Raw genomic sequence first — 3,264 nt, forward strand, 5'->3', positions numbered from 1 at the left:
GACATGGGTCGTGGGCCACTTCCGCAAGGCGTTGCGATTTGTGAATGTTTTCGCATCGACAATGCCGTTGGGGTTTCGGCTGGGTTCGGGCCGGTTGACCGGCATGGGGAGAATGGGATGCGCGTACCGCGCATGGGCTGCAGGCTGGTCTTGCGGGCGCTGGCGGCGCTGGCGTTGACTATCGCACCTTTTCATCTCTCGATCGACGGTCCCGTCGCTTCCAAGGCCCAAGCCGGCAAGGGCGGCAATGGCAATGGCGGCGGCAACGGCAACGGCGGCGGCAATAGCGGCGGCAACGGGAACGGTAACAGCGGCGGCGGCAGCAGCAACGGAAACAGCGGCAACAGCAACGCCGGCGGCAACGGCAAGGGTAACAGCAAAGGCACCGGCGAGAATGCCACTGTCGATCATGTCAACGCCGTAACCGGCGACAAGGTCGAAGTCGACGGCAAGAGCATCAGGGTCACGCACCCCAACGGAATGACGGAAGAAATCGAAAACGGCCGCTTCAGGATGGAGGACGCGCTCGGGCGCACCATCGTCGATAGAAGGGCAACCGCTGCCGATGTGGCGCGGCTGAAGAGTTTTTGAACGGTTTGTGAGAGCGAGGTTCTATCTGGAAGTGATCGTTTCGGGACCGAAGGTCAGCGCTGCAAAATCAGGTTGCCACCTTTTGCTTCGTCTCTTCAGTCCTTGATCATCGGTTGACAGGACTTTCGTTGCTCACCTTGCCCCCGCCTTCTGGCGGGGGTATTTTTTTGGGGTCTGCCTTGCATTCCTGCTGGGCAACCCTTGGCGCATCGCGGTTCGTTGGCGCGGTCCCCGCATTTTTCACGCGCTATAGTCTTAGAGAATTGCGTTGTGCTTTCCAAGAGGTTTGGTTAACGCGCCGCAACCTTGCCGCGTCCTGGCGTTGCCGTTCGTCGCGCCGGTCGCATTGCGCCGGCATTGCGACATAGGTCCGGCAGAGGCGTAAAAAAGGTCCGAACCGGCAGGGCAAGGGTCGTGGGCCGCTTTCGCGCGCGTGCCCATGCATGGATGCTCTCCTCTTCTCAATCATGCCGGCCGCGGTCTGCCAGACCGGAGAGAAGACCGGCAGGGAGAGGAGATGCTCACACTGTCCTTGAACCGGCTGAGCCGGCTTGTCCTGGGGGCCTCGACGGTGCTGGCGCTGACGATCGCGCCTTGCCACGTCAAGCTCTATGGCGCCGCCAGGATCGTTCCTGCATTGGCCTATGCCGATGCCGGCAACGGCAATGGCGGCAATGGGAACGGTGGCGGCAACGGCAACGGCGGCGGCAATTCAAGCTCCGGCGGCGGCAACAGCAACAATAACAGCGGTAACAACAACTCAGGCAACAACAACGGCAACCGCGGCAACAGCGCCAGCCACAACAGCCACGTCAACGCGGCGACCGGAGACAAGGTCGAAATCGATGGCGACACAATCAAGGTCGTCCATCCCGACGGCATGAAGGAAGAAATCCGGAACGGCCGTTTCGAGATGGAGGATGCTCTTGGCCGAACCATCGTCGAGCGCCAGGCGACGCCCGAGGATCTGGCGCGCCTGCTGGGCTTGTGAGGGCAGGGAGCTACCCCCTTTCTGTCCCTCACGCACCCCCGTCCTGAGGGCGGGGGTGACTTTTGTGAATAGATAGTGAATGGGTGAATGGTGAATAGTGTTGGCGCCTATCCATTTACCATTCACTAATCTAATTCTTCTCCTTCGCCTCATGCATCAGTAGCGCCGCCTCCGTGCGGTTGCGCACGTTGAGCTTGGCCAGCACCCTGGTCATGTGATGTTTGACCGTCTTTTCCTGCAACGACAGCCTGGCGGCGACCTCCTTGTTGCTAAGGCCCTCCGCCACCAGCCGCAGGATCTCCGCCTCGCGGCCGGTGAGCTGGCTGAGCGGGTCGGGCTTGCGGCTCGCCGGCTGCAAAAGGTCCGACAGCAGTCTTGCCGACAGCGTCGGAGAGACATAGCTCTGGCCAGCCGCGACCTCGCCGAGTATTTCGGCCAGCGTCTTGGAGCCGACGCCCTTCAGCACATAGCCGCGCACGCCGGTGTTGAGTGCCTGGGCGACATCGGCATTGGTTTCCGACACTGTCAGCATGACGATTTTCTGCCCGGGGTGGCCGGACAGGATCCGGGCCGCGGCGTTGAGCCCGCCGCCCGGCATGCTGATGTCGAGCAGCAGGATGTCGGGTGCGGTCGTCTGCACCAGCCTTTCGGCGTCGTCGGCGCTGGCGCCTTCGCCGACCACCGCGAACCCGCCGATCTCGCCGAGGCTGCGCGCCACGCCCTCGCGAAACAGCGGATGGTCGTCGACAATGGCGATACGGATGGTTGCGGTCACGGCTGCTCCTCGACAGATAGTGTGATCACCAATCGCGTGCCTTGCGGGCCGGACAGTGTTTCGAACTGTCCGCCGATGCTTTCGATGCGTTCCCTCAGGCCCGCGAGCCCGAGCCCCTCGCTCCTGCTGGGATCGAAGCCAGGACCACCGTCCATCACCTCCACCATCAGCCTGCCGCCTTTCATGCCGGCCCGCACCGCCTGATCCTTGCCCTTTCCATGCCGCCACGCATTATTCAACCCTTCCTGTACGAAACGGTAAATGCTGATCTTCTCGGAAGTGCCGAGTTCCGGCAGGCGGCCGGGAAGCGTCAGCGCCACCTTGCTGCTGGTGCGCCGCTCGTGTTCCTTCACCGCCAACGTCAGGATGTCGACTACGGCCTGCGTCTCGATCTGCGGCAGAACCAGGCCGTTGCAGATGCCGCGTATCTCGCGCATCGCTTCGCCGAGCGTCTTGTGGATGCCCGATATCTCGGCCTCGCGCAATTCGCTCGAGGCGGCTGGATCGAGCAGCAGAGGGCTGTCCATCCTGAGCGCGGCCAGCGCCACAAGCTGCGCCGGCCCGTCATGCAAGTCGGCGCCGATGCGCCTGAGATAGCGTTCATTGATGGCGGTGGCGCGGCGCGAGGCCCGCTGCACGCGCTGGCGCAGCGATGAGTTCTGCGACAGCGCCGACTGCAATTCCGTCACCTTCGCCTCGAGTGCCGTGCGTTGCGTCTCGATGGTACGGCTGCCGCGAAAGACGATTCCGGACAACAGCGCCAATGCCGCCGCCGTGGCGCCAGCCACCACCAGCCAGGTCGACCACAGCGCCGCGTTCAGCGTTTCCTGGAAGTCGTCGGCGATCTCGTAGAATTCCGACACGGCGACGACTTCGCCCGACCAGGGTTCGCGCACCGGATTGTAGA

4 protein-coding genes are annotated in these 3,264 nt (G+C 63.1%); 2 read left to right on the top strand and 2 right to left on the bottom strand.

The annotated features are described in order from the left end of the window. Both EN780_RS30625 and EN780_RS30630 read left to right on the top strand, forming a co-directional pair. On the top strand, positions 1-591 hold a 591-nt coding region (locus tag EN780_RS30625; protein ID WP_348631279.1), incomplete at its 5' end, for a hypothetical protein. A gap of 517 nt (positions 592-1,108) precedes the next feature. Further along, positions 1,109-1,582, top strand: a complete 474-nt coding sequence (locus tag EN780_RS30630; RefSeq protein WP_127285198.1) for a hypothetical protein — start codon at positions 1,109-1,111, stop codon at positions 1,580-1,582. Between the two features lie 130 nt (positions 1,583-1,712). On the opposite strand, the gene EN780_RS30635 is transcribed toward EN780_RS30630, so the two are convergent. Together EN780_RS30635 and EN780_RS30640 are read right to left on the bottom strand one after the other, a co-directional pair. Continuing rightward, on the bottom strand, positions 1,713-2,357 hold the full coding sequence (locus EN780_RS30635; RefSeq protein WP_128276152.1) for a response regulator transcription factor: 645 nt from the start codon (positions 2,355-2,357) through the stop codon (positions 1,713-1,715). Further along, positions 2,354-3,264: sensor histidine kinase (locus tag EN780_RS30640; protein WP_133372785.1), on the bottom strand; the 911-nt coding region annotated here is incomplete at its 5' end. The genes EN780_RS30640 and EN780_RS30635, both read right to left, overlap by 4 nt.

It is taken from the genome of Mesorhizobium sp. M4B.F.Ca.ET.089.01.1.1 (genome assembly GCF_004022605.1).
GTDB classification, from domain to species: Bacteria; Pseudomonadota; Alphaproteobacteria; order Rhizobiales; family Rhizobiaceae; genus Mesorhizobium; species Mesorhizobium abyssinicae.